Source organism: Pseudomonas sp. GW823-FHT06B06 (genome assembly GCF_058795195.1).
Map to the genome: position 1 here is coordinate 78,669 of NZ_JBXAHO010000015.1, position 23,492 is coordinate 102,160.

Sequence of the window (23,492 nt, forward strand, 5' to 3'; positions counted from 1 at the left end):
ACCCAACTCTATAGTCAAGCGGTGTTTTCATGAAAATCGGCGAACTCGAAGCCCGCAGCGGCGCCAGCCGTCATACGCTGCGTTACTACGAGCAAATCGGCCTGATCTCACCGCTGCGGCAAGCCAACAAATATCGTGTTTACACAGCGCAAACTCTGCAGGATCTGGACTTTATCCAGCGCGCGCAAAGCATGGGGTTTTCCCTGGGGGAAATAGGCGAGATTCTGGATGCGCAGCGCAACAAGCTGATCGATTGTGCTGACGGCGCTAAGCTAATTGAAAAGAAGATGGCGGAAATCAAACAGAAAATCGCCAACCTCCAAAGCATTTATCGGTATCTGGATGAAGAGCGTGCAAACCTCGAAGCCAGTGCCGCCAAGCAACTTGAGCTTCAGCAGTTGAACAACTCTTCCAACTGAACTGTCAGCATCGGAAGGCGCTTCTTCGCAAAAGTGGTCCAATCAACCGCCGATGTTCCGCTCATGATTTAACGGTCACCGCAGCGCCCTCGGTCACCCGAACCAGAGCGCTGAAGCCATCCGTATCCAAAGGGCGGCTAAGAAAGTAGCCTTGGCCCTCATCGCATAGCACAGACCTCAACAATGACAGATGTTCCTGGGTCTCGATCCCCTCGGCGGTCACGGTGAGCGAAAGAGCGTGACCCAGGCCTACGATCGCTTCGATAACGGACCTGTCGTCGTCGGTAGCTCCCAATCGAGACAAAAAGCTTCGGTCAATCTTCAGTCCGTCGAACGGGAACGTGCGCAGGTAGCTTAGTGATGAATACCCTGTGCCAAAGTCATCCATGGCGATGCGGATGCCCAGGCGTTTCAGCGTTCGCATGATCTCCAGAGCACCCTGCGGATCTTCCAACATAACGCTTTCAGTGATCTCAAGCTCCACCCGCCCAGGCTCAACTCCCGACTGGTGTAATGCCCGCTGCACGCGCTCAACCAGACTGCCGCGCTTGAACTCGGTGGGAGAAAGGTTGACAGAAACAAACAGCTGATCAGGCCAGCTGGAGGCGTACCGCAAAGCCGTCTCCAAGACCCAGTTGCTCAAGGCCAGAATCAACCCTGTTTCTTCAGCAATCGGAATGAAAGTATCAGGGGGAATCAAGCCACGTTCCGGGTGCTGCCAGCGCACCAGCGCTTCAGCGCCCACCATTTTGCCATCCGCAATACGAAAGCGCGGCTGGAAGTGCAAGCGCAGCTCGCCGTGCTTGATGGCGAAACGCAGGTCGCTCTCCAGGCGGCGGCGTTCGACGATCTTCGAGTTCATGTCGCCAGCATAGAATCGCCAGGTATTGCGACCACCCGACTTAGCCTCATACAGCGCGATATCCGCGTAGCGAAGCAACTCGGTGGCTTCGGTGGCATCAGTGGGTGCCATCGCGATACCGATGCTCGCGCTCACGAACACCTCCTGGTCGCCGACCTGAATCGGTCTTTCGATCGATTCGATCAGGCGCTGGCACAACGCTTCTACTTCGTCCTGTCCTTTGAGATCCGTCAAAATCAGCACGAACTCATCGCCGCCGATACGCGCTACCAGATCCCCATGGCGAACGCGGTTGGCAAGACGGCGAGAGATTTCGCTCAACACCGCATCGCCCGCCGCGTGGCCCAGCAGGTCATTGACCGGCTTGAATCGATCAAGGTCGAGGCTGAGCATGACCAACGGCCGCTCGGCTGTGGGCTGCGTCTTGAGTTTGCCATCGAGAAACTCTCTGAGCCGAGTCCTGTTCGGCAGCCCCGTAAGCGAATCATGTTGGGAGAGAAATTCAATGCGTCGACGCGACTCGACTTCTTCAGTGACATCTGTCGCCGTGCCCCGAAATCCCTTGTCAGCCATCGCTCTGGCGGACAGGCGGGTAATGCGGTGCTGGCCCTTGGTGTCGACATAGCGGCACTGGACGCTTATATCCGGGCGACGATTCGGGATACAAAGCCACTGGGTCACCGTGCCAAGTTCAGTGCACAGCAGTTGATCCATGGGTGCGCCCAGCCAGTCATGCCTGGACAGACCCGAGACACATTCAAATCGCTCGGACAAATAGGTAAATCGCCCCTGCCTGTCAATCTCCCAGATCCAATCGGTACTGGCCTCTGCTACGTCTCGAAAGCGCGCCTCGCTGATGGCCAACGCAGACTGACTGCGCTGCAACGAGTCGTAACTGGCATCGAGCGCCTGAGCACTGGCAGTCGTGCGGCGCAATATCGCCCAGGCCATCAGGCACACCAGCAGCGCAGCAATGCCGATCAAGGGCAAGCCGAGGCCTAGCAGGCGTTCACTCGGTTCTGGCGGCTCCCAGTGCAAGCTCCCGGCAACGCCGTTTTCGCCGAGCGCCAAGACTGAACGCCCCTGAAGTTCGGCGGCCGTAGCGATGCGTAGTTCATCCACCCCGTAGTCTTTGCCCAGTGTTTCCAGCCTGTCGTCTTCGAGGATGTCAACGAAGATCAAAACCGAAGGCGGCTTGTCATCGGGCGTCACCGTCGGATCTGTGCCGGGGGTAATCGCGGCCGCGCCCACCAGCGCGGGTCGACCACCGATATTGATGAAAAGGGTCGTCGGCGTTTCCGCTTCGGCACCCGCCCGGGCTTTAAGCAATATGTCGGGGAGCGCTTGCTTGAGCCAACCGGATGCATCGTTCGACGTCAGTTGTCCATCGACTACGGAATACGCCGTCTGATCGGTGGCGTTGACGACAAATATGCCTTGGAATCCAAAGTCGGTATAAAGCGTGGGCCCGATATTCTGCCGTACGTAGGCCCAATCGGTGTCGACCCTCGCGTGCAGATGCTTATAGGCATCGCCCCAGAACGCGTAATCCTTGACCGTGGCGCTTATGGACTTCTCCAGGGCTCGCACGGCTTTCCTGGTATAGAACGCGCTTTCGGTTTCCTCGTTGCGATCCAGGTCGTGCGCCAGGTACAGAATCAAATAACCGGCGAGGAAAAACACCCCCGTCAGCAAGCCAACGAATTTGAACAGTGAAACACGAATGATGCTCACACTTGAGCGACGGTGCGCTAGGCCAAGGACAGAAGGTGGGTGTTCAGGCATGAGGTACATCGCTAGGCATTGAGGCAGAAGGGGTATCAGGCTATCGGCCGCACGGTGACAAGTTTGAGGGGATTGAATGGATCACCCTCAAGTAGGTCAGTTAGACCTGAATGGCAGCTTCGGGTCGCACTCAGCCCCTCACCACGGGCAGAAATCGGCCATGAGCTGACATTAAGCACAGTCAAATGATCTAGCGATAACGCTTCAACCCTTCCTGTACTGATATTTTTTCAATCAGCTGCATCCAGTTCGTCCTCCAGCGGGTAGTACAGGTAGTAGCCACAGCTGCTGAACTGATTACCTTTCTGGAGAGATTTACATGAACGCTAAACGATTCTTGGGGATTGTCAGTACTACGCTTACTGCCACCTGCTTGTTGGTCACAGTGCCGGCTGCCTATGCGCAAACAGATCTGCCCGACAGCATCAAGGTCCCGGACGGTCATAAGGTCGCGCTGGAGACCGTGGGCGTGGGCGAAATCACGTATGAGTGTCGCGACAAGGCAAACTCCGCCGGCCAGACTGAATGGTTTTTTGTCGGGCCTAAAGCGGTGCTGAATGATCGCAGTGGCAAACAGGTGGGTACCTACTTCGGACCACCTGCCACCTGGCAAGCCAAAGACGGCTCTAAAATCACCGGGACACAACTGGCTGTTGCACCCTCAAGTACCGGTGACCTCCCTTATCAGCTGGTCAAGGCCAACCCTGCTGAAGGCAATGGCGCGATGAACGGCGTCAGCTACATCCAGCGGGTGGCCGTTAAAGGTGGCGTAGCGCCCAAGATCGAATGCACCGCCGCAAACAAAGGTAATCGCGAGTTAGTCAAATATCAGGCCGACTATATTTTTTGGGCCGCCAATTAAGCCAACGATCAAAACAGGCTGTCAGCGCACAAACTCGTCTACTCTGCTCCGATGGAACCCCAGCCCATGGCTGGGGTATTGACCACCTGCTGGCGGCTGAAAACCTTGTCCTTACCAGAGCCCTATTTTGACTATGAAGCCTGCCTGATTGCTTGCGCCCGAGGCGAGCGGCAAGCGTTGCGGGACTTGTATCAGCAGGAAAGTGCTCGTCTACTAGGAGTCGCCAAGCGAATCGCTCGCGATAACGCCTTGGCTGAAGACATCGTGCACGATGTCTTTATCAGGATCTGGACCCGTGCCGCCAGTTTCGATCCGACACGAGGCAGTGCGCGTGGCTGGATTTTCAGCGTCACGCGGCATTTGGCGCTCAATTTCATGCGAGATAACGCCCGGGAGGTTCAAGTTAGCGAGCACAGCGAAATGGCACTGCAAGCTTTAGCGTCCATCGAGACATCGGTAGAGAGTGCAGACCCCTTCGATAGTCGAGCCCGTTCAGGACGGATTTATCTGTGCCTTGAGCAATTGGAACCGGCACGTCGCAACTGCATACTTCATGCGTACGTAGACGGCTACTCGCATTCAGAAATATCACAGAAACTGGGCGCCCCGCTGGGAACCGTCAAAGCCTGGATCAAACGCAGCCTGGTGGCATTGCGGGAGTGCATGGGATGACCTCAAGCCCGGAAGGAGACACCCCCGACACTATTGACGAGCTGGCGAGTGAGTATGTGTTAGGCACGTTGCCGGCCGAGCAACGCATCGAGATACAAAAGCGTCTCGCTGAAGACGCCGATTTGCGAGCTGCTGTAGATGCGTGGGAACAACGATTGTTTGCGTTGACTGAACTGGCTGAACCGCAATCCCCTACTCCGCAGCTCTGGGGGCGAATCGAGCGCAGCCTGAGTAGCAATGAACAGCCAGCACCACGCGTGACGGCTGCCGCGCAGCCAATCTCCTGGTGGAACCTGCTTGCACTATGGCGCGGGCTCGCGGGAGCGGGTCTTGTCGCAACGCTTGTGCTAGCAACAGTCATGCTGACACGAACCGCGCCGGAGAATCCGACCACCTACCTGGTCGTTCTAGTGGCTCCGCAAAACCAGGCACCCGGCTGGGTGATTCAAGCGAGCAACCCGAAGGAAATCCAACTGATACCTTTGGGGGTAGCGCAAGTCCCAACCGACAAGGCACTTGAGTTCTGGACCAAGGCGGACGGCTGGCAAGGACCGGTGTCCCTTGGATTGGTCAAACCCGGGCAGACGCTTTCAGTCCCGCTGGATAAATTACCACCGCTGGAACCCAACCAGCTCTTTGAACTGACTCTCGAGAATCCCAATGGATCGCAGACCGGCAAACCCACAGGACCGGTGCAGTTCATTGGCCGGGCCGTTAAAGTGATCTGACCAGGAGCCTTTGGATGAAAAGGCCGTAGATCCGTTACATTTCTACCTGAGTTCCCAGTTCAATCACTTTGCTCAGCGGCATGTTGAAGTACTTCAGGTTGCTGTTGGCGTTCTTCAGCAGAAACGCGAATAAACTCTCCCTCCAGCGCGCCATACCAAACGCACCTAGTGGGGATCACCGTCTCCCGGATATCAAGTCGCGCGCCGCTGTAGCGGGATTCGCAGAGGAAACGCCAGTGACCGGATAAACCGGAGACATGTATGACCCGCCCCGTCCATTCAACCCTTCGGGACAGGCAACAATCGGCCGATCCTGTTGAAAAAGTCGGCCATGGTTTCCACGGCAGTAAAGTACGCGCTTGAGATTGAAATCTTCATTTAGAGGAGAGGATTCCGGGCTCAGATTTCGCGTAGCTGCGCGAATAAAAGGCATTTTCAGCTATCAGTGCGAGCGCAGTCTGGAAGGACCGACTTTTTCAACAAAATCGGCCAAGAGCAGCCCTTCACTTTAAAGTCTGAAGCGCATGAAAGAAGCCTTTCTTTAACTGGCCTCCACAAATGTGAGAAAGCCACCTTGCGGCCCAGCCGCAAGGTGTGCTCTAGCTGTTTAGTGGCAGTGGTAGTCGTTCGTTTTATGGTTGCGATGGCAACCTTTTGAATCAGTACCGCCACTGTGCGCCAAGACAGCAACGGACGTAATCGAAAGTAAAGCGGCGATCAAAATGGCGGACAGTTTCATCAGGGCTTGCTCCATGCTCATGTTTTTTTATCCGTGAGGTATCTCACGCTTCGCAGCGTATGGCTAATTGCCTTCATTGGGCAAGCGGCATCCCCAACTGTCTTCCCAACATTAGATGAACGGCTGAGCGCCTACTTCCTCCCCTTTTTTTTCGCATCGGCAGATAACGTCAATAAACAGAAAATTCGAAGCATCCACTCCATATGAGCTAGATCAGTTGGCGTCAAAATTGAATCGCTATACTGGACCGTCTTGCATCGACCTAAGGTTCGTCCGATGACTGATTCGCTCAGCGCTCAACTAGACGTGGTCATTATCGGCGGGGGGCAATCAGCCTTGGCTGTAGCGTATTTCCTGCGCCGCACACCTCTTTCGTTCGTCATCCTCGACTCAGAGGAAGAACCCGGTGGTGCCTGGCGACATGGCTGGAACTCGCTGCGTCTATTCTCGCCCGCCACCTGGAGTTCGATACCTGGCTGGATGATGCCACCCACGCAAGATGGCTATCCTTCACGAAATCATGTGATCGAATACCTCAACCAATACGAACAGCGCTACCATTTCCCGGTCGAGCGCCCGGTTCGGGTCACTTCTGTTGAGCGAACGGAAACTGGCCTGCGTGTACGTTCTGAAAACAAGCATTGGGATGCCAAGGTTGTTGTCAGCGCTACAGGCACCTGGAGCAATCCCTACAACCCTCACTACCCCAATGCCGAGCTATTCGCCGGTCGGCAGTTACATTCCGCTAACTATGTCGAAGCACAAGCATTCGCGGGCAAGAAGGTGTTGGTGGTAGGTGGCGGTAATTCAGGGGCACAGATTCTGGCCGAAGTATCAAAGGTCGCTGAGACCACGTGGGTAACCCCCGTTGAACCGATGTTCTTGCCTGACGATGTGGATGGGCGGGTACTGTTCGAGCGTGCAACTGAGCGCTGGAAAGCCCAACTGGAGGGGCGCACCATCGAGCAGCCAGTTGGTGGGCTGGGCGATATCGTCATGGTGCCGCCAGTTGTCGAAGCCCGAGAGCGCAATGTTCTCAAGTCTGTACGACCTTTCGACAGTTTCACTCGCAACGGGGTTATTTGGAGCGATGGTTCCGAATCTGAGGTGGACGCGGTAATTTGGTGCACCGGTTTCAGGTCAGCCCTACAGCATCTTGAATCACTGGGGCTGGTCAACGCCGAGGGCCGCGTTGAGGTCGAAGGCACCCACTCGACCGAAGAGCCAAGGTTGTGGTTGGTTGGTTACGGTGAGTGGACAGGTTCGGCGTCCGCCACACTGATCGGTGTGACACGAACAGCACGAAGCACTGTCAATGAGATCGTAGCCTTTCTCGCCGGTCAGTACGCCTGAGGCGGACTGCAATCGGCCTTGGTGTATACCGCTGACTGTTGCGGAGAGCCTTGCCTGACATCTTCCGCAGAAGCGTAAAGTTGGACACTGACCATGCAGTCGTTTATGCGCTGAAGCAGGATATCCTTCAGCAGTCCTTGGTTGTTGGCTGTACAGTTGCTGCCCTCTTTCACCGCCAAGGATGCTCGCTTCTCATCGCGGCTAATCAGGCTGCCAAACTCCACCGTGCAATCCCCCCATTGCAGCCTGTCGGCGGAAAGTCGAAGTGACGGTAGCGCTCAAGCATCTCCCTGGTTACTGCGCCACTCTCCTATAAACCATGTCCCCACCGCATCCTGTTTGACGGTTTCATATCGCCTCGGCATGCTTCGGCAGCCCGATAGAAATCAATGCAGCGAGCAGAACGAATGCGCTCGATATCCACAAGCATGCTTCCAGCCCATACACCTGATAAACCCAGCCGGACAGCACCGTGCCTATCAGCCGCCCCATGGCGTTGGACATGTAATAAAACCCCACGTCCAGCGACACGCCGTCTTCCTTGGCGTAAGAGACAATCAGGTAGCTGTGCAGCGACGAATTCACCGCGAACAGCGCGCCAAAGACCATTAATCCGCCGAGCAGCACCATCTGCTGCGACAAACCAGTGTTCAGCCCGAGAGCGATTGCCGCAGGCAAGCCTGCCAGTGCAAGTGCCCACAGAAACGCCGCACGACCATCCGGTACGTGCCCTCGTTTCTTGCCGGTGATGTTGGGCGCGAAGGATTGCACAATGCCGTAGCCAATCACCCAGGCTGCGAGGAATCCGCCAACCTCCCAGAAGTCCCAGCCGAAAACGCTGCTCAGGTAAACCGGCAAGGCCACCACGAACCAAACGTCGCGGGCGCCGAACAGAAACATCCGTGCTGCCGAAAGAATATTGATCGCCCGGCTCTTGGACAGGATGTCGCGAAACTTAGGCTTGGCTTTCGCTTTGCCCAGGTCCTTCTTCAACAGGATCAAGCTGCTGATCCAGATCAGCGCCAAGACACCCGCCATGGCCAGCAAGGCACCTTTGAAGCCGATGAGTGCCAACAAGGCTCCGCCCAGAAAGAAACCCACACCCTTGAGTGCGTTCTTCGAGCCGGTGAGAATCGCCACCCACTTGTAGAGCTTGCCCTGCTGCCCATCAGGAACCAGAAGCTTGATGGAGCTTTTGGCACTCATCTTATTCAGGTCTTTGGCGATCCCCGACAACGCCTGAGCGCCCATCACCCAGGGGATGGTCAGCCAGGCCGAGGGCACTGTCAGCATCAGCAGCGCCGCGACCTGTATGCCCAGCCCGATGTTCATGGTTCGGTTCAGACCCAGCCGAGCACCGAGATAGCCGCCCACAAGATTGGTGATTACGCCAAAGAGTTCGTAGAACAGGAACAACGCCGCGATTTGCAGTGGGCTGTAGCCCAAAGCGTGAAAGTGCAGCACCACCAACATGCGCAAAGCGCCGTCGGTGAGGGTGAAGGCCCAGTAGTTGCCCGTCACGAGCAGATACTGCCGCACTTGCGGAGCGAGGGCTGACAACGCTTTCATGATCGCTCCTCAGACTGCCAGGCCGACCATTTTGGCCAGTTCGACGGTACGGTTGGCATAGCCCCATTCGTTGTCGTACCAGGCGTAAAGTTTGACCTGGGTGCCGTTGATGACCATGGTCGAGAGCGCATCAATGATCGATGAACGCGGGTCGGTACGGTAGTCAATGGACACCAATGGACGCTCCTCGAAACCGAGGATGCCTTTCAGCTCTTTCTCGGAAGCGTCCTTGAGGAGCTGATTCACCTCCTCCACAGTGGTGGCTCGCTCGACCTCGAAGACACAATCAGTCAACGAAGCGTTGGCCAGCGGCACGCGTACAGCGTGACCATTCAGGCGTCCGCGCAGCTCCGGGAAGATTTCGGCGATGGCAGTGGCCGAGCCGGTACTGGTTGGGATCAGGCTCATGCCGGAAGCACGCGCACGGCGCAGATCCTTGTGCGGCTGATCGAGAATGCTCTGGGTGTTGGTCAGGTCGTGGATGGTGGTGATCGAACCGTGGCGAATGCCCAGCTTCTCGTGGATCACTTTCACCACTGGCGCCAGACAGTTGGTGGTGCACGAAGCGGCGGTGACGATGCGATGTTCAGCCGGGTTGAACAGCTGATGGTTGACGCCCATGACGATGTTCAATGCGCCTTTTTCCTTCACCGGAGCGCAGACCACCACACGTTTAACGCCCTGATCCAGGTAGGCCTGCAACACCTCCACAGTTTTCATCTTGCCGCTGGCCTCGATCACCAGATCGCAACCCGACCAGTCGGTGTCGCCAATCGCTTTGTTCGCAGTCACCTTGATGCGCTTGCCGCCGATCACTACATGATCGCCCTCTGCGCTGGCTTCGCTGTGCCAACGACCGTGCACAGAGTCGAAGTTGATCAGGTGCGCATGGGTTACTGCATCGCCTGCCGGATCGTTGATCTGCACGAATTCAAACTCCGGCCAGCTCCAGGCGGCTCGCAGCGCGAGGCGACCGATCCGACCAAAACCATTGATGCCAACTTTGATAGTCATGTTGATGTGCTCTGTATCTGTTGTCAGAGGGAGTTCGACTGGGTGTCGAACTGACCGATGTATTCAATGTGGGCAGGATGCTGAATGGCACGTGGACGCAACGACTGGACATCGCGGATGGCATCACTAAATGGCACACCGCTCTCGATCAATAACTGAGCGGCGACCAAGCCCGTACGACCCGAGCCGCCCTTGCAATGGATAGCAATCGTGTTCCCTTCGGTCAGCAGCTGCTGGAGTCGCGGATGATGCTGTTCCCATGCGGCTTTGAATGCTTCGCCAGGCGCTTGATCGTCTTCTATTGGCAGGTGAAACCACTCGATGCCGAGCATTTGGCACTCTTCGGGCAGCAGGTCGATCTCGTTCTGAAGCAACTCCTCGGTCGGCATCAGCGTCAGCAACGCCGATGTGCCTGCGTCCTTGAGGGTTTGCAACGCCTCGAAAGGCTTGGTGCCCTTTGTGCCGGGGCACGGGGTGAAGATCAATTGGCCATTGAACTGTGCCAGAGGCAGTACGGAATAAGGGTGTTTTGACAAGGTGAAAAATCCTCAGATGGAGCGCTGATTAACACGTTTCATGAGTGCTTCCGCTGACTCTTTGCGCTCGGAATAACGATCAACCAGATAGTCCTGGCGGTCACGAAGCAGCAGCGTGAATTTCACCAACTCTTCCATCACATCGACGACACGGTCGTAGAACGGAGAAGGTTTCATCCGGCCGTGATCATCGAACTCCATATAGGCCTTCGGCACAGAGGATTGGTTGGGGATGGTGAACATGCGCATCCAACGTCCCAGCACTCTCAGCTGATTGACCACGTTGAACGACTGCGAGCCACCGCATACCTGCATGACCGCGAGGGTTTTGCCCTGGGTCGGGCGTACCGCGCCCATGGCCAGTGGCACCCAGTCGATCTGTGCCTTGAACACTGCGCTCATGGAGCCGTGACGTTCAGGAGAGCACCAGACCTGTCCCTCGGACCACAGCATCAGCTCGCGCAGTTCTTTCACACGGGGGTGATCGTCAGGGGCGTCATCTGGCAGCGGCAAACCTGACGGATTGAAGATTCGCGTCTCCGCGCCGAAGTGCTCCAGCAGTCGAGCGGCTTCCTCCACCAACAGACGGCTGAAGGAGCGCTCACAGGTCGACCCGTACAGCAGCAAAATGCGCGGCTTATGGATGGAGGTCTTTTCGATGCCGAGCTTGTCTGTCGAGGGGAGATCAACCAGTTCGGTTTCGAGTTGGGGGATAGGGTCATCAAACATAGTCTTTGTCCTGCGCAATGGTGCTCTTGGAGTCATCGAACCAGCGGCGTTTCAACCAGAGGGCCACACCGACCAGGGAAATCAGCACTGGCACTTCCACCAACGGGCCAATCACCGTGGCGAAGGCGACCGGGGAAGCCAAGCCGAAGGTGGCAATAGCCACGGCAATCGCCAGTTCGAAGTTGTTGCTCGCGGCTGTAAACGCCAGTGCGGTGGTACGTGGGTAATCAGCCTTGAGCAGCCTGCCCATCCAGAAGCTGATGAAAAACATCACCACGAAGTAAATCGTCAGAGGGATCGCGATACGCAATACATCCAGCGGCAATTGCAGCACCACATCACCCTTGAGGCTGAACATGGCCACGATGGTCAACAACAGTGCCACCAGTGTCAGTGGGCTGATCTTTGGAATGAAGCGCTCCTGAAACCAAGCTTCACCTTTACGGGCAATGAGGATCCTGCGGGTCAGGAAGCCTGCCAGGAACGGCACACCCAGGTAGATCAGGACCGACTCGGCAATGCTGACAAAGCTGGTCTCAATCACACTGCCTTCCAACCCAAAAAGCGGCGGCAGCAGACCAAGGAAGACCCAGGCATACACACTGAAAAACAGGATCTGGAAGATGCTGTTGAACGCTACCAGCCCGGCGACGTACTGGTTGTTGCCTCCCGCGATCTGATTCCAGACCAGCACCATCGCGATGCAACGAGCCAACCCGATCAGGATCAGGCCCGTCATATATTCCGGTTGGTCTCGAAGGAAGATGATCGCCAGCGCGAACATCAACACCGGGCCGATGACCCAGTTCTGGACCAAAGACAAAACGAGGATGCGCTTGTCCTTGAAGACTTCCGGCAGTTCCTCATAACGAACCTTTGCCAGAGGCGGATACATCATCACCATCAAGCCGATAGCGATGGGGATATTGGTTGAGCCCACAGAAAGACTGTTAAGCCACTGCGGCCAGCCTTCGAACAGGCTCCCCAAACCGATGCCCAAGGCCATGGCGAGAAAAATCCACAGGGTCAGGTATCGGTCCAGGAAGGAAAGGCGGCTTTTACTCATGATCATTGCTCCTGTGGTTACAACGTGCCAATCAGGGCCAGCTCTGCCTTGAGCTGTTCGGCACTCAGTTGGGAAAGCGGTAATGCCAGGAAGGCTTCAATACGGGTTTTAGGCTATTGGCAGTGCAGAGGAGCTGGATTTTCATCGAGTGATCTCGTGGTCGAAGGCGGAATCAGGCGATTTTGCTTTCACAGCACACGGCTGCCCGTTCAGGACGGTCACCCATTTCATCAAGGCGTTTGGCATCAGGGCTCAACCAGTGCTTGTTGCTTTCCAGCACGGTGGTCAGTACTTGATGAACCCAATCAGGGAGATTCGGGTGCAGTCGGTAATACACCCATTGGCCTTGCCGACGGTCCGACAACAGGCCGCAAGTACGCAGTTGCGCCAGGTGCCTGGAGATTTTTGGCTGACTCTCGTTCAACGCGCAGGTCAGCTCGCAAACACATAGCTCTCCTTCACGGGTGATGAGCATCATCGTGCGGACCCGAGTGTCGTCGGCCAGGCATTTGAAAACAGTGGTCGGTGTCAGATGGTCAGCCATATCGTTTCTCAGTGTTTGTTTTTGACCAAGACGAACATCTTGATGCGCTCATGAATTTCGTGAAGGGTGTGACGGAAGGCATCGGGCTTGGTGCTGGTGACCGGGTCTTCAAAACTCCAGGCCAATGACTCCCCCGCTCCAGGTAAAGACAGGCATTGCGCTGCGGCTTTATCACACAAGGTGATGACGTAATCGAAACGCTCACCACCGAACTCGTCTATCGACTTGCTACGTAATCCTTCGGTGCTCACACCGATGTGTGAAAGCGCCTCGAAGGTGCGCGGATCTACCTGAGTTGGAGTTGTGCCGGCGCTGAACGCCTCGAAATGCTCCGAATCGGTATGCCTCAGCAACGCTTGGGCCAACTGGGAGCGTGCAGCGTTGGCAGTACAGACGAACAGGACACGGGCTTTACGGGTCATTGTGAAGTCTCAGCTCATATGCGGCTTAACGAATATATGTTTTTCCGCATGCAAGGTAAAGAGCCAATGCCCCATTAATCCATCAAAACGATTAGACTCCGCTAAGCACCTTCAATGAAAGCTGCGTATTACGGCGCTAGCCCGCCTTCCGTGCCTCTTCAAATATCTGCGGTAGTGTATATACGGTTTCTGTAATGAATCAGTCACTCACGCAGAAACAGGTCGCTCCTTGGTTCAAGGACTACCCGGACGTGCAAAAGAAAATAAGAAGGTCGCCCTTAACCCGCCCCGGTCATCGAGGGCGGGTTCTGTTGCTGCGCACTAGGCTTTGCAACACCCCGGCGAGGTACGAGGCGCGGCCTCAAGGATTGTCTCTCCGGTGCCACAACAAGACGTCTGATTTGCCGAGGCCTTCAAGCGATCATCGACTTCATCGAAATCCGAGTTGCAAATGCCCGTTTCCGGAAGGATCAGCTCAACCCTTTTGGCCGCATCCCAATCACCCGCCAGCGCCGCGACGACAGAGCGAACTTGCTCATACCCGGTCATCAACAAGAACGTAGGTGCCCGACCATAGCTCTTCATCCCAACGATGAACAAACCTTCCTCAGGATGGGCAAGTTCTATCGCGCCATGAGGCCTGACCGTACCGCAGCTGTGCGCGTTGGGATCGATCATTGGAGCGAGCAACACTGCGCTTTGAGTTGCGGGATCAAGTGCGATACGCAACTCGGCGAGCAGGCTCATGTCAGGTCGGAATCCAGTCGCCACAATGATTTGGTCCACAGGTGGAAGTATCTGGTCTCCGGCCCTCACAACCAACCCTTGACCATTGCCTACAACCTGATCGATAGCGACGTTCTTGAACAGCTCGATCACGCCGTCATTCAGCAATTGGCGAATCTTCAGGCCGAGCTTTCCGCGCTCTTCCAATTGATCATTCGCACCACCACCCAGAATGCGCTCAAGAGAATTACCCCGGATCGCCCAGAGCACTCTGGTTTGCGGTGCCTCCTGAATCAGACGCACCAGATCCTGTAGGGCGTTAAACGCGGAGTGACCACCACCCACCACCAGCACACTTTTGTTGGCATAGCGATTCCGCGCACGACCCAGCACCTCCGGAATGCCGTACGCAATGTGCGCTGCATGCTCGATCTCGCCCAAGGCAGGGATGCCATGGGCGCCCATCCAGTTTGGTGTCAGGTAGGTGCCCGAGGCATCAATGACAGCACTGGTCAGCACATCCTGTTCACCCGTTGGCCCTGCGACACGCAGTAAAAAAGGAGCTGCCGATCTGCCCTGGGTCGTCATCACATCCTGACCGGCGCGAGTGGCTGCCAGAACACGGGTATTGAGCTGCAAATGACGCTTGATCTGCTCGAGGCCCGCGAGAGGTCGAACAAACCGGTCCAGCAGTTCGCGCCCCGTTGGATACTCGTTCTGCGGTGGTGGAGTCCAACCATCGGCCAGCAGAAGTTTGGCCGCCTCCTTGTCCACATTGAACTGCCAGGGCGAAAACATCTTCACATGCGCCCATTCTTCGATGCTGGACCCAGCTTCCGGACCAGCTTCCAGAATCAGTGGAGTGATACCTCTGGCCAGGAGGTGAGCGGCTGCGGCGAGGCCCACTGGACCTGCTCCAATGATGCCGACGGGAAGGTGATTGTTGTCCATGATCGATTCCTTCTTCAGACTGGCTGATTGACCGGAAACAGGCGCTCGACAATCGCGCAGTCGAGCCAGCGCCCTTCCAGGCAGGCGTGTTTTTCATACACCCCCACTTGGCGGAAACCGCAGGCTTTGCACAATGCGAGACTGGCGTGATTGAAAGTAAAAATGCGTGAAAGGACTTTCCAGAATCCGCGGGCTTTGGCTTCTTCCAACAGTGACTGTAGTAACTGCTTGCCGAGCCCTTGGCCGCGAACACTGCGATCCAGGTAAATGGAAAAATCCGCAATGCCGTCGTAACAGGTACGAGCGCGATAACGACTGAGTCCTGCCCAGCCAACAACCTGATCTGCCTCGTCGACCATGACCAACACTGGATAGCGCTCCATTGAGTTGATGCGATCAAGCATGTCTGCCGAGCTTCGAGGAGTCGTTTCAAACGTAGAACTACGGTCCTCGATCCCCTGGTTGTAGATGGCCGCTATTGAAACAGTGTCTTTGGGTTCAGCTAAACGAACTCGCATTGTTGGAGCCCCATTACGTTGTTAGTAACAACATTACTGGCAAAAAAAGGGAAGTTAGCCCCTTTCAATCATTGCTCTTCACGGCTGGGCAGCACTCACTCACGAGTCCGCAACGGATCTCCGTAGCCCGCGTAATCTGTCTGAGCAAATTGAGCGCTCCCTGCCTGGCTTCAGCCGACAGGTGCTCGATCATTGCTCGCTCCTCAGCAATCAGGTCAGCTTTGATTTTTTCGTATAGCTCACGCCCAGCTTCCGTTGCCTGGATTCGTACTGCACGCCGATCTTCATCATCCTCAACGCGGGACACATACCCTTTACGTTCCAGGGCATCGATCACGCGACTCGCTGTGCTCTTGTCCAAGAACATTTCTTCAGCCAAGACCTGAAGGCGCAACGCGCCCTTCTTGACCAGCGTCTCGACCGCATAGCATTGGGTTACAGATACGTCGTAACAGCAAATCCGATCACGATCACGGAACTGATGGACGCGAACAAGCTGGTTCAACGCCTCATACAAGTCCTCGGAGTCCTGAGTCAGTTGATCGTTTTTACGCTTCGTCATGACCGTCACAAAATAGTTGGTAGTCGCAACAGTAATCCTGATATCCCGAAAGCGTCAACACCGATCTCTCGGTTGACGATAGCTAAAGGAAGGCGCTAGCTTGTTGTCACTGACAACAAAAAGATGAGCACGCCCGTCGTGACACTTCCAGAGCAGATCCATCTCCCGATCAATCGCTCCAGGCTCGTATGGGCCCTGGGGCTCACTCAGATTCTCGCCTGGGGTTCGACCTACTACTTGCCCGCAGTGCTTGCGTCTCCGATAGCCAAAGAGACGGGGTGGTCCATTACCAGTGTGGTGGGCGGCCTGTCTTGGGGGTTGCTGATAGCGGGAGCTTCCTCGCCGGCCGTTGGTCGTCAGATTGATCGCCATGGTGGACGCTCCATCCTAGCCGCCAGTTCGCTGCTGCTGGCTCTCGGCATGCTACTGATGGGACTCGCGGGCAACATTGCCACCTACTATGCCGCCTGGACCCTGATCGGCGTTGCCATGGCGGCAGGCTTATACGACGCAGCCTTCTCAACCCTGGGACGACTTTTCGGAGAGGAGGCTCGAACGTCAATTACCGGGCTGACCTTGTTGGGTGGCTTCGCCAGCACCGTAGGTTGGCCGGTGATAGCGGGACTGGAGAGCTGGATAGGCTGGAGAAACGCCTGCTTTACCATCGCCGCAGCTCATCTGCTGATCGGATTGCCCATTCATGCGCTGTTGATTCCTGGAAGCACAAAGCAACCGCCCCATCCCGTAATAGTAGAATCACCCAATGCTTCCGAGCTTCGCCCTAGGGCCACCAACCAGCTGTTCCTGTTGATTGCCGCCATGCTGACGGTTCTGGCGTTGGTCGTATCAGGTATCTCAGTACACCTGCTCAATGTCCTCAAGCAGTTGGGAATCGCGACTGCCGTGGCCTTGGCCATCGGCATGGTGATTGGTCCTTCGCAAGTCCTGGCACGGGTGGCTGAGTTTTCCATAGGCAGGAACCTCCATCCAACGTGGTCCGCACGAGCCGGTGTGTTGCTTTGTTTGGTCGGACTTGGACTGCTGATCTCAGGCCTGCCCTGGCTGGCCTTCGTGGCAATTGCACTTTACGGTGCAGGTAATGGCATCCTCACGATCGCTCGCGGCACGCTTCCATTGGCGCTGTTTGGACCTCAAGGATATGGCGCACGCATGGGACTGCTCGCAAGGCCTGTCCTTGTCGCTCAAGCCTGCGGCCCCATCGCCGCCGCTTACGTTCTGGACAGTTTCGGAGCATCGGTACTGCTTAGCGTGATGTGCGGGTTTCTGTTGCTGTGCTTCATCGCCACTTGGCGTTTGCCAATTACGCAAAAAGGCAGGTAATTACGATGTTCCAGTAATGCAGTGTTGAACAGAAGAAAGTCGATACCTGGCATCAAGCCAACACTGGGTACGATGCATTGTGAATGAAGCGCATCAAGCCAGGGATGATGTGAGAAGCATCTGGCCCAACACCTCTAAGGGTTGCCGAAGCAAAGTTACGCTGCTTCGGTAACCCCACAAAATACAAACCCGGTACGTGCTCCGCCTTCCCGTTGCGTTGGGTCAGGCTTTTATTGCCTGCCACGTGCAGACCTGCCAAAAAACCAAGGTTCGGTCGAAACCCGGTCGCGAAAACCAAACTGTCCACGTCAGTGTACTGCCCATCAGCCCAGATCACGCCCGTTGACGTTACCTCCGTGAACATCGGCTTGCGCTCAAAAAGTCCCTGCTTGATGGCTCGACGATAGGTGCCATCATCCAGCACGGGGGTACTTTGGTCATTCAGCCAACGAGTCTTCTCCATCCCTGTCCACTTGAGCCAAGCATGAAAATCCACACCGAGGATCTTCTGCGGAAAAAACCGAATCGATTTCCTTGTCGCCAATACGACGCTGCTGACTTGAGCCAACTCATGGGCAATTTGTACAGCTGAGTTGGCAGCACCTATGACCACTACTCGTTGATCACTGAAGCCGTCGACATTTCGATAATCAGCACTGTGTAAACGTTGCCCGCGAAAACTCTCCAGCCCCTGAATGTCAGGAATGAACGGCTGATTGAATCCGCCAGTGCAAACGATCAATGCTTTTGAGTAGAAACGCTGACCATCAGATGCCTGAAGCAAAAAGAGGCCATCTTCCCTACTCACGCTCTGGACTCGTATGTTCTGCCGGATGGGTAGCTGGAAAGCGTCCGCGTACTGCTCCAAATAGCGTACGACTTCATCGCGTAGCGGATAGTGCTTAGCTTCAGCTGGAAAAGGCATTCCAGGTAAAGACGAGTAAGCAGCAGGAGAAAATAATCTCAGGTTGTCGTAGTAATTGCGCCAGTTTCCACCAGGCTGGCTCCCGGCTTCCAGAATGAGAAAGCTGAGATTCTGCTGCCGCAGATGCCAACCGCACGCGAGCCCAGCTTGGCCCGCACCAATAACGATGACATCCTTGGGCTCATTAGTTATGTTCATGCGTGCGCACTCATGCATATATCGAGATAATAAAAAAACTACTCTGGCGCACCAGGGCAGCAAAACGGGGCCAGGCTCTTCATGTGCTGGAGAATGGCTTCGAGCCGTGTCACCACTGCCGGTCCATCCACCTCGTAAAACATCTGCCTGCTGACTTTGGTAGCGCGGACAATGCCAGCCTCTAATAGCACTTGCAGATGACGGGAGACCACTGAACGCTCTTGAGGCAGCCCTTCGGCAATCTCACCGATATCTGCTCGTCCCAGTTGCATGACTCGCTTGAGCACAGCTACCCGCGACGGCTCGCACAGAGCCTTGAAGAAGGCTCCATCGAGAGAGTCGATGGCAGCATCAATTGCACGGGAACGTGTAGAGGTTCGGTTTGTCATGCGGATGACTATATGTGCATGTCCATGCACGCGTCAATTGTCCGAATGAGCGTCAACAACAGTTATCAATAGCGCCTGATCAATGCCTGCAAGCTCCAGAATGATGAATTCGACCGTCAGCTTTGGGTCGTTTTCAGCCGGTCGCGACGGGCAAAAAACGGCCAGAACCAGTCGCTTGAGAGGAGATAAAAATCTGGCCTCTATTCGCTGTGACTCTATTCCCTGGACTCGCTTACGAGTTAGGACCAGGCAGCATGCTTTTCAACACCTCATCTTTTTCAACGAAGTGATGCGTGAGCGCCACGAGGGCGTGTCCTCCCACCAAGGCTCCGCATAGCCAAGCAACATAGGTATGAATCGATTTTGCCAAGTCATAAAGCGATTGGTCAGGACCCACCATAGGCGGTAACTGAAAAAGCCCGGCCACGAGGATGGGTTTATCTGCCACAGAGCTCCAATACCAGCCAGAGAGTGGTAGGCCGATTAGCGCAATTGCGTAAAGCATCAAGTGACCAAAGAAAGCCCCCCGCTTCATTAACGGGCTCATCGCCGCGGGCAATGCCGGCGCGGGGTGAGTAAGCCTCCATGCGATACGCACGACAATCAAAAACAGCAGCGTACTCGCCATCGCTTTGTGCAGGAATGTCAGCTCATGATGCGCATTGAACTCATCACGCCAGTGAGTGGCCAGAATGCCAATGAACCAGGCACCGATCCAGAGCAACGCCATCCCCCAATGCAGCCACTTTGCAGTACTGGTGTAACTCTCTACTTTTGCCATCCCGCTAGCCTTTTCAGTTCAATCGTGGATGGATTATTGCCTCGATAACCTATCGAAAAAAAATAATAATTACTGCTTATAAACATCGAATAGCTCGATACACCCCACACAGAATCCCCCGGCTGCCAAGCTTTCCCACCTTCAAAAGAGAGGGTAAGCAATGGGTCGTTTCTGCCCATGGCGACAGGCAGCAATCGGCCGATTCTGTTGAAAAAGTCGGTCTGCCCAAACTGCCTGATCATTGACTGGTGAAAGCGCCTTTTTTGCACGCGGCTATGTGAAATCCGAGTCCAAAAGCCTCTGCCAAAAGTAAAGATTTCAATCTCGAACGCGTACTATTCTGATGCGCAAACCATGACCGACTTTTTCAACAGAATCGGCCAGGAGCAGACATCCAGACAGCACCAACCATACGCTGTCAGCCACTAACGACCAGCCCGCAAGTCGACGACATCGAAAACCATGATGGCAGCCCCTTGCGATGAAAAAAAAGCCTCTGCGAACGGGATTTCTCCCGCTCGCTGGCGATCTGTCAGCTGGAGGTATCGACTGCACGCTTTTCGATTGCCGGGGGTGTCCAGAGGCCCTTCGTAATTGCATCATCCGGCCAATAAGCTCGCAGGAAGAGGGAGAAGTCCGCCCCTTTCGGTGCCGGTAGCCAATTACTTTCCTTGTCCGCGCCTGGCGACTCGGCCTGTACATAGAATGTCAGCGAGCCGTCAGCATTGGTCTTCAGATCCTGGTTTTTCGTGCCGAGCGAGTAACGGTTGAGCGGGTTGGGCACAAAAAAGTGCGCAGAGTCATACGCAGTGAGCGACCAGAAGCCCTTCACTGGCGGCAGTTGTCCTTTCGCGAAGGTGACCGTGTAAGCACTCGCACCGTTGAGACGCATGCCGGCTGCATCGAGGTCTTGATAGAAGTACCGTGTCTCGTTGGGTGCATTCACCAGGATGTTCGACTTCGCCACGGCGGTGCGTGTGAAATAGTCGGTGCCAAAGTGTGCCCCATTGGTGATGGTGGACCAGTGATGGGGTAGCTCAATGCCCCAGTTGCGGAACTGTAGCAATGGGTCGATCAGTTCCCGATCGGCTTTTTCCGCCTCGTCGATCATCGCCTGCTTCAATTCCGGATTTTTCTGCGCAGCGGCGATCACGGCCAATACTTGCGCATAACGCGCCGCCTCTCCAGCCACCGCCGGTGCCAGGTCCAATACGGCCGGCAACTGATCGAAAAAGACGTCGGGACGCACCCAGCGGGTTTCGCCCCTGGCGTCATCGCGCTTCGGGAAGACCGGCAGCTTTCGCCAGTCCTGGCGTTTCATAGTGCCGTCGTATTCGGCGACTGGATAGACGTTGATGCCTTGGATGACCTCTTGCACCGCTTGCCTGTCCTGCGGCGTGTCATCTTGAAAAACGCGTGGGCCGACGAAGGCGGCATTGGATTGAGTCCGGATCACTCGGGTAATGCCCTTGGGCACCGTACCCTGCCAATTCGGCCCCACGACCAGATAAAAACCGGGTTTGGTTCCGTACATTACGCCCAGGCCATTGATGCTTTCAGTGCGTAGATCGGAGAGTTGAATGACCCAGAATCGTTTGCCGAAGTCAGGTATCTGGATGACCACCGGGCTGTCATTGAGCGCCAGGTAACCAGCGCCGTAAACGACGTCCTGGTTGGGACAGGCGATGGAGCGCTGATCCGGCTTGATGTAATCGCTGAGCATGGTCAGGCGATTGTGAGGTGCGATTGGCAGCGTGCCGCCAATGAGCCCTTGCTCGGGGGCTTTGGCGTAAGCCAGGCGCCGATTGTACATGTTGACCATCGGCCAGGCCCAGAACCAGGCATCACGCGCCACCAGGCGAGCGTATGCTTCGGTAATACGGGTATTTTCGGCTGGTCCTGAAGGCAGTACCAGCGCTTGCGAGGGCACGGCTTCTGCCTGGGCGAGCACAACGGGTGCGGCGGTGCCGAGCAGCGCAGCCATTGCGATCGGCAGCATCTGTCCCAGTGCCCTGGAGGTTCCTGACATCTCTCTCTCCTTCGATTATCCAAGCGATCATCGATCGTCTTGTTGCGAATCAGGCTGCGCAATGCACCGACCTCACTCGATTACAACCGCTCAACGAAACGCAAGCCGGGTCGGTCTGTTGCATCACGGGTGCCTTTACCCGCTGTCGATGAGCAAACACTGTGTTCCCTACTCCCTGGTTTCTCCCCCCCCAATTGGAGAGGGTCGTCGATTTCGAAACAAAGGAAACCCGCTGCGGCCTCGGCTCTTTCGAAGTCATCCGACAAGAAAGACAAGGCAGACAAGCCGGCGAAAAAGAAACAGTGACATCCGCTATCCGCCAGGGCGTTACGCCCTAGCTTGCTCGGCCCCTGCTGCGTTCAACAGCAATCAGCAAGAACAGGGCTGTCGCGGCCAACAATGCCCCCGCGAGGAACGTATTGACTGAGCCCATGCCTTGCCATATCGCACCCGCCAGAACGCTGGCGATCAGCATGCATACACCACTGACCAGATTGAAAATACCGAAGGCGGTTCCCTTCAGGTCCAAGGGCGCGGTATCCGCTACCAGCGAGGCAAGAATGCCCTGGCTGAATCCCATATGAAGCCCCCACAACGCGACACCCAGCATCATCGTGATGATCGAACCGGATCCAGCGAGCACCAGATCCGCCAGGATGAGTAATCCCATGCCCATGCACAGCAGCTTCGTACGGCTGATGCGATCAGACAGCCAGCCGGCGGGATAAGCGGACAACGCATAAAAAATGGCCATGACTACCATCACCAGCGGAACCCAGGCGACCGATAGGCCTGTCTGCTGCGCCCGTAAAACCAGGAACGCCTCGCTGAAACGGGCGAGTGTAAAGACGCCGCCAATAACGACGACCCACCAATAGCCACGGGAGAAGCCGGGAAGGACTCGCCAATGAATGGGAGATCGGAACGTTCGCTCCCTGGAGACAGGCGTGGGCTCCTTGACCCCCACGAAGATGAGCGCCACCGCCACTATTGCCGGGATCACTGCAAACCACAGCACAAGCTGGATATCGGCAAGCCATAACATCAGCACGATGGCCATGGCAGGGCCAAGAACAGCGCCTACGGTGTCCATCGACTGGCGCAGCCCAAAACAGGCACCACGGATTGGCGGCGGCGACATATCTGCGACCAGGGCATCTCGCGGTGCACCCCGGATGCCTTTGCCGATTCGATCCAGAAAGCGTGCGGTGAAGACCACTTCCACCGAGTGTGCCAGGGGAAACAGGGGCTTGCTCAGAGCCGCTACGCCATACCCAAGCAGTAACAATCCTTTGCGCCGCCCAATGAAGTCGCTGATAGCCCCAGAGAACACCTTGATGAGCATCGCGGTCGACTCGGCAACCCCCTCGATTACACCGACGGTCAATGCACTGGCCCCCAATGTAGTGACCATGAACACGGGCAGCAGACTGTGTACCATCTCGGACGAAAGATCCATGAACAGGCTGACAAAGCCTAACGCCCAGATCGTGCGGGGAATGCCAGAACGATCATTGCCGGTGCGCGGACTTTCGCTACTCATTTTTTCATCCTGTACTCATGGGTACGAAGGAAAGACTGAGAACGACAGTGTGCCACCGTTAGCCATGACCACCGAACTGACGATTACGCTAACGCAATCCCCAGGGCGTCGCCGACTCTTTCGGCGACAATGCTCCCTCATGGGCCAGCAGGCAGGTGACCAGCAGCAAAATCAGGTGGATGCCCAGGGCGCGGGAGCACGGCGCATACATTGTAAGGCCGGGCTGCCT

At 56.0% G+C, this 23,492-nt stretch carries 23 protein-coding genes and 2 pseudogenes; 6 read left to right on the forward strand and 19 right to left on the reverse strand.

All coding sequences use genetic code 11. The features are described 5' to 3' along the window. Positions 1 to 29: 29 nt before the first annotated feature. Complete coding sequence (locus AC1Q8Q_RS15820) at positions 30 to 419, forward strand: MerR family transcriptional regulator (protein WP_168757626.1); 390 nt, start codon at positions 30 to 32, stop codon at positions 417 to 419. Between the two features lie 61 nt (positions 420 to 480). On the opposite strand, the gene AC1Q8Q_RS15825 is transcribed toward AC1Q8Q_RS15820, so the two are convergent. Further along, complete coding sequence (locus AC1Q8Q_RS15825; protein WP_492615228.1) at positions 481 to 3,066, reverse strand: bifunctional diguanylate cyclase/phosphodiesterase; 2,586 nt, start codon at positions 3,064 to 3,066, stop codon at positions 481 to 483. Positions 3,067 to 3,385: 319 nt separating this feature from the next. Between AC1Q8Q_RS15825 and AC1Q8Q_RS15830 the strand changes: the two genes are divergently transcribed. The 3 genes from AC1Q8Q_RS15830 (at position 3,386) to AC1Q8Q_RS15840 (ending at position 5,328) form a co-directional block, all read left to right on the forward strand. Further along, on the forward strand, positions 3,386 to 3,928 hold the full coding sequence (locus AC1Q8Q_RS15830; RefSeq protein WP_168757624.1) for a DUF3455 domain-containing protein: 543 nt from the start codon (positions 3,386 to 3,388) through the stop codon (positions 3,926 to 3,928). Positions 3,929 to 3,994: 66 nt separating this feature from the next. After that, positions 3,995 to 4,600, forward strand: a complete 606-nt coding sequence (locus tag AC1Q8Q_RS15835; protein ID WP_168757623.1) for a sigma-70 family RNA polymerase sigma factor — start codon at positions 3,995 to 3,997, stop codon at positions 4,598 to 4,600. Continuing rightward, positions 4,597 to 5,328 (forward strand): anti-sigma factor, encoded by a 732-nt coding sequence (locus tag AC1Q8Q_RS15840; protein ID WP_168757622.1) that lies wholly within the window; start codon positions 4,597 to 4,599, stop codon positions 5,326 to 5,328. Before AC1Q8Q_RS15835 ends, AC1Q8Q_RS15840 begins: the two co-directional genes overlap by 4 nt. A gap of 34 nt (positions 5,329 to 5,362) precedes the next feature. On the opposite strand, the pseudogene AC1Q8Q_RS15845 reads toward AC1Q8Q_RS15840, so the two are convergent. Next, positions 5,363 to 5,516 (reverse strand): annotated as a pseudogene (locus AC1Q8Q_RS15845) (KUP/HAK/KT family potassium transporter); the annotation flags it as partial. Between the two features lie 419 nt (positions 5,517 to 5,935). Beyond that, positions 5,936 to 6,088 (reverse strand): YHYH domain-containing protein, encoded by a 153-nt coding sequence (locus tag AC1Q8Q_RS15850; RefSeq protein ID WP_240963530.1) that lies wholly within the window; start codon positions 6,086 to 6,088, stop codon positions 5,936 to 5,938. 255 nt (positions 6,089 to 6,343) lie between these two features. Here AC1Q8Q_RS15850 and AC1Q8Q_RS15855 point away from each other — a divergent pair, with 255 nt between their 5' ends. Then, the gene (locus tag AC1Q8Q_RS15855) at positions 6,344 to 7,420 is read left to right on the forward strand and encodes an ArsO family NAD(P)H-dependent flavin-containing monooxygenase (protein WP_492615229.1); all 1,077 of its coding nucleotides are present in this window, start codon (positions 6,344 to 6,346) and stop codon (positions 7,418 to 7,420) included. A gap of 348 nt (positions 7,421 to 7,768) precedes the next feature. Here the strand turns inward: AC1Q8Q_RS15855 and arsJ are convergent, their stop codons facing one another. From arsJ to AC1Q8Q_RS15905, 10 genes are all read right to left on the reverse strand, one after another. After that, entirely contained in the window at positions 7,769 to 8,989 is a 1,221-nt protein-coding gene (gene arsJ / locus AC1Q8Q_RS15860; protein ID WP_033040690.1) for an organoarsenical effux MFS transporter ArsJ, read from the reverse strand. 9 nt (positions 8,990 to 8,998) lie between these two features. Beyond that, positions 8,999 to 10,003 carry an ArsJ-associated glyceraldehyde-3-phosphate dehydrogenase gene (locus AC1Q8Q_RS15865; RefSeq protein ID WP_168757619.1) on the reverse strand — a complete coding sequence of 335 codons (1,005 nt, stop codon included), beginning with the start codon at positions 10,001 to 10,003 and terminating at the stop codon, positions 8,999 to 9,001. A 23-nt stretch (positions 10,004 to 10,026) separates the two neighbouring features. Continuing rightward, positions 10,027 to 10,539, reverse strand: a complete 513-nt coding sequence (locus AC1Q8Q_RS15870) for a phosphatase domain-containing putative toxin (protein ID WP_492615230.1) — start codon at positions 10,537 to 10,539, stop codon at positions 10,027 to 10,029. A 12-nt stretch (positions 10,540 to 10,551) separates the two neighbouring features. Further along, on the reverse strand, positions 10,552 to 11,268 hold the full coding sequence (gene arsH / locus AC1Q8Q_RS15875) for an arsenical resistance protein ArsH (RefSeq protein WP_492615231.1): 717 nt from the start codon (positions 11,266 to 11,268) through the stop codon (positions 10,552 to 10,554). Beyond that, entirely contained in the window at positions 11,261 to 12,334 is a 1,074-nt protein-coding gene (gene arsB, locus AC1Q8Q_RS15880) for an ACR3 family arsenite efflux transporter (protein WP_492615232.1), read from the reverse strand. Before arsB ends, arsH begins: the two co-directional genes overlap by 8 nt. 172 nt (positions 12,335 to 12,506) lie before the next feature. Beyond that, entirely contained in the window at positions 12,507 to 12,878 is a 372-nt protein-coding gene (locus tag AC1Q8Q_RS15885; protein ID WP_010455862.1) for a metalloregulator ArsR/SmtB family transcription factor, read from the reverse strand. An 8-nt stretch (positions 12,879 to 12,886) separates the two neighbouring features. Then, positions 12,887 to 13,300, reverse strand: coding sequence for an arsenate reductase ArsC (locus AC1Q8Q_RS15890; RefSeq protein WP_168757616.1), 414 nt, complete (start codon positions 13,298 to 13,300; stop codon positions 12,887 to 12,889). A gap of 321 nt (positions 13,301 to 13,621) precedes the next feature. Further along, positions 13,622 to 14,977, reverse strand: a complete 1,356-nt coding sequence (locus AC1Q8Q_RS15895; RefSeq protein ID WP_492615233.1) for an NAD(P)-binding domain-containing protein — start codon at positions 14,975 to 14,977, stop codon at positions 13,622 to 13,624. 14 nt (positions 14,978 to 14,991) lie between these two features. Beyond that, entirely contained in the window at positions 14,992 to 15,495 is a 504-nt protein-coding gene (locus AC1Q8Q_RS15900; RefSeq protein ID WP_492615234.1) for an arsinothricin resistance N-acetyltransferase ArsN1 family A, read from the reverse strand. Between the two features lie 64 nt (positions 15,496 to 15,559). Continuing rightward, positions 15,560 to 16,057 carry a MarR family winged helix-turn-helix transcriptional regulator gene (locus tag AC1Q8Q_RS15905; RefSeq protein WP_492615235.1) on the reverse strand — a complete coding sequence of 166 codons (498 nt, stop codon included), beginning with the start codon at positions 16,055 to 16,057 and terminating at the stop codon, positions 15,560 to 15,562. Between the two features lie 123 nt (positions 16,058 to 16,180). On the opposite strand from AC1Q8Q_RS15905, the gene AC1Q8Q_RS15910 reads away from it, so the two are divergent. Beyond that, the gene (locus AC1Q8Q_RS15910; RefSeq protein WP_492615236.1) at positions 16,181 to 17,398 is read left to right on the forward strand and encodes an MFS transporter; all 1,218 of its coding nucleotides are present in this window, start codon (positions 16,181 to 16,183) and stop codon (positions 17,396 to 17,398) included. Between the two features lie 52 nt (positions 17,399 to 17,450). Here AC1Q8Q_RS15910 and AC1Q8Q_RS15915 read toward each other — a convergent pair whose 3' ends face one another. The 6 genes and pseudogenes from AC1Q8Q_RS15915 to AC1Q8Q_RS15940 form a co-directional block, all read right to left on the reverse strand. After that, positions 17,451 to 18,521 (reverse strand): flavin-containing monooxygenase, encoded by a 1,071-nt coding sequence (locus AC1Q8Q_RS15915; RefSeq protein WP_492615237.1) that lies wholly within the window; start codon positions 18,519 to 18,521, stop codon positions 17,451 to 17,453. 38 nt (positions 18,522 to 18,559) lie between these two features. Continuing rightward, on the reverse strand, positions 18,560 to 18,910 hold the full coding sequence (locus tag AC1Q8Q_RS15920; protein WP_168757610.1) for an ArsR/SmtB family transcription factor: 351 nt from the start codon (positions 18,908 to 18,910) through the stop codon (positions 18,560 to 18,562). A 232-nt stretch (positions 18,911 to 19,142) separates the two neighbouring features. Then, positions 19,143 to 19,691, reverse strand: a complete 549-nt coding sequence (locus tag AC1Q8Q_RS15925; RefSeq protein ID WP_168757609.1) for a cytochrome b — start codon at positions 19,689 to 19,691, stop codon at positions 19,143 to 19,145. A 532-nt stretch (positions 19,692 to 20,223) separates the two neighbouring features. Beyond that, positions 20,224 to 21,720 carry a DUF1254 domain-containing protein gene (locus tag AC1Q8Q_RS15930; protein WP_492615238.1) on the reverse strand — a complete coding sequence of 499 codons (1,497 nt, stop codon included), beginning with the start codon at positions 21,718 to 21,720 and terminating at the stop codon, positions 20,224 to 20,226. Between the two features lie 334 nt (positions 21,721 to 22,054). Further along, entirely contained in the window at positions 22,055 to 23,263 is a 1,209-nt protein-coding gene (locus AC1Q8Q_RS15935; RefSeq protein ID WP_492615239.1) for an MFS transporter, read from the reverse strand. A gap of 97 nt (positions 23,264 to 23,360) precedes the next feature. Next, positions 23,361 to 23,474, reverse strand: a pseudogene (locus AC1Q8Q_RS15940) (SCO family protein); the annotation flags it as partial. Positions 23,475 to 23,492 lie beyond the last annotated feature (18 nt).

Bases quoted from the DNA above. Each gene is read 5' to 3' on its own strand.
- AC1Q8Q_RS15925 (WP_168757609.1), bottom strand. From the start codon at position 19,691: ATGGCAAAAGTAGAGAGTTACACCAGTACTGCAAAGTGGCTGCATTGG.
- AC1Q8Q_RS15890 (WP_168757616.1), bottom strand. From the start codon at position 13,300: ATGACCCGTAAAGCCCGTGTCCTGTTCGTCTGTACTGCCAACGCTGCA.
- AC1Q8Q_RS15905 (WP_492615235.1), bottom strand. From the start codon at position 16,057: ATGACGAAGCGTAAAAACGATCAACTGACTCAGGACTCCGAGGACTTG.
- AC1Q8Q_RS15920 (WP_168757610.1), bottom strand. From the start codon at position 18,910: ATGACAAACCGAACCTCTACACGTTCCCGTGCAATTGATGCTGCCATC.
- AC1Q8Q_RS15910 (WP_492615236.1), top strand. From the start codon at position 16,181: ATGAGCACGCCCGTCGTGACACTTCCAGAGCAGATCCATCTCCCGATC.
- arsB (WP_492615232.1), bottom strand. From the start codon at position 12,334: ATGAGTAAAAGCCGCCTTTCCTTCCTGGACCGATACCTGACCCTGTGG.
- AC1Q8Q_RS15820 (WP_168757626.1), top strand. From the start codon at position 30: ATGAAAATCGGCGAACTCGAAGCCCGCAGCGGCGCCAGCCGTCATACG.
- AC1Q8Q_RS15915 (WP_492615237.1), bottom strand. From the start codon at position 18,521: ATGAACATAACTAATGAGCCCAAGGATGTCATCGTTATTGGTGCGGGC.
- AC1Q8Q_RS15935 (WP_492615239.1), bottom strand. From the start codon at position 23,263: ATGAGTAGCGAAAGTCCGCGCACCGGCAATGATCGTTCTGGCATTCCC.
- AC1Q8Q_RS15885 (WP_010455862.1), bottom strand. From the start codon at position 12,878: ATGGCTGACCATCTGACACCGACCACTGTTTTCAAATGCCTGGCCGAC.
- AC1Q8Q_RS15830 (WP_168757624.1), top strand. From the start codon at position 3,386: ATGAACGCTAAACGATTCTTGGGGATTGTCAGTACTACGCTTACTGCC.
- AC1Q8Q_RS15835 (WP_168757623.1), top strand. From the start codon at position 3,995: ATGGCTGGGGTATTGACCACCTGCTGGCGGCTGAAAACCTTGTCCTTA.
- AC1Q8Q_RS15900 (WP_492615234.1), bottom strand. From the start codon at position 15,495: ATGCGAGTTCGTTTAGCTGAACCCAAAGACACTGTTTCAATAGCGGCC.
- AC1Q8Q_RS15840 (WP_168757622.1), top strand. From the start codon at position 4,597: ATGACCTCAAGCCCGGAAGGAGACACCCCCGACACTATTGACGAGCTG.
- AC1Q8Q_RS15855 (WP_492615229.1), top strand. From the start codon at position 6,344: ATGACTGATTCGCTCAGCGCTCAACTAGACGTGGTCATTATCGGCGGG.
- AC1Q8Q_RS15895 (WP_492615233.1), bottom strand. From the start codon at position 14,977: ATGGACAACAATCACCTTCCCGTCGGCATCATTGGAGCAGGTCCAGTG.
- AC1Q8Q_RS15850 (WP_240963530.1), bottom strand. From the start codon at position 6,088: ATGAGCATGGAGCAAGCCCTGATGAAACTGTCCGCCATTTTGATCGCC.
- AC1Q8Q_RS15930 (WP_492615238.1), bottom strand. From the start codon at position 21,720: ATGTCAGGAACCTCCAGGGCACTGGGACAGATGCTGCCGATCGCAATG.
- arsH (WP_492615231.1), bottom strand. From the start codon at position 11,268: ATGTTTGATGACCCTATCCCCCAACTCGAAACCGAACTGGTTGATCTC.
- AC1Q8Q_RS15865 (WP_168757619.1), bottom strand. From the start codon at position 10,003: ATGACTATCAAAGTTGGCATCAATGGTTTTGGTCGGATCGGTCGCCTC.
- arsJ (WP_033040690.1), bottom strand. From the start codon at position 8,989: ATGAAAGCGTTGTCAGCCCTCGCTCCGCAAGTGCGGCAGTATCTGCTC.
- AC1Q8Q_RS15825 (WP_492615228.1), bottom strand. From the start codon at position 3,066: ATGCCTGAACACCCACCTTCTGTCCTTGGCCTAGCGCACCGTCGCTCA.